Genomic DNA, 1046 nt, shown 5'->3' with positions numbered 1-1046 from the left:
TCTGACTACCGTCTTCGTCACCCACGACCAGCGCGAGGCCCTCAGCATGTCCTCCAAGATCGTGGTCATGAAGGACGGGGTCATGCAGCAGGTCGGGGCCCCAGAAGAAGTTTTCGACAGCCCGTCCAACCTCTTTGTGGCCGACTTTCTCGGCCAGTCCAACTTCTTTCCGGCCGAGACCGTTCGGATCGACGGGGAGCTGATCACAGCCCGCATGGAGGGCGGTCAGGAGGTGCTCTGCGAACAAGAAGGGAACTGGCCCGTAGGCCAACGGGTGACCCTGAACATGCGGGCCCAGAAGTTCAATATCATTGAGCCCGGAGACGAGGTGGATGAGTCTTCGACCACCATCTTTGAGGGCAAAGTCGCCGACCGAAGCTACATGGGCGGAGAGGTCAGCTATTTCGTCACCTTGGACTCGGGCGTCCAGTTCCACATCATCAGCATGGTCCGGACCAGGCCCTATCGCGTCGGCGACAGGATCGTCTTTCACATCCCGCCCCGGCATTGCGGCCTTCTGGCCGAGGAAGGCCCGGCCTAGTGAACGCCACGTCGGCGGCAGTTCGGGGCCTGGACGTCGACGACATCCGGACCGATCTGCCCGAGCGCTTCCACCACCGCATCCTGACCCTGGACTCCCACACCGGCGGCGAGGCCACCCGGCTCATTGTCCGCGGACTTGGCCGTATCCCCGGCCAGACCATGGAGGACAAACGTCGGTACTTCATGGGCAATTTTGACCATATTCGACTTCAGTTGACCCGGGAGCCTCGGGGTGACCGCGACCTCCTGGCCGCCCTGCTGACCGAAGCGACCTCGGACAAGGGGGACTTCGGCCTCGTCTTCATGGACGCCCGTCGTTACCCATACCTCTGCGGCCATGCCACCATCGGAGCCGTGACCACTCTCATCGAAACCGGCAACATCCCAGCCGAGGGCCCGGAACGGGTCGTGATCGTGGACACGCCCTCCGGTCCGGTCAAAACCACGGCCCACATCCACGAGGACCGGGTGACTTCCGTGGCCACCACGGCTGTGCCGTCCTT

Annotated in this window: 2 protein-coding genes; both read left to right on the top strand. The window is 63.2% G+C overall.

The window, feature by feature from the left end; translation table 11 throughout:
* A partial coding sequence (locus EOM25_15335) for a TOBE domain-containing protein (protein NCC26553.1) occupies positions 1 to 541 on the top strand: 541 nt, incomplete at its 5' end.
* Positions 508 to 1046, top strand: a 539-nt coding sequence (locus EOM25_15330) for a hypothetical protein (GenBank protein NCC26552.1), incomplete at its 3' end; no start/stop codon positions are given. The genes EOM25_15335 and EOM25_15330, both read left to right, overlap by 34 nt.

The organism is Deltaproteobacteria bacterium (genome assembly GCA_009929795.1).
Classification (GTDB): Bacteria; Desulfobacterota; Desulfovibrionia; order Desulfovibrionales; family Desulfomicrobiaceae; genus RZZR01.
This window is presented reverse-complemented; position numbering and strand designations above follow the sequence as displayed.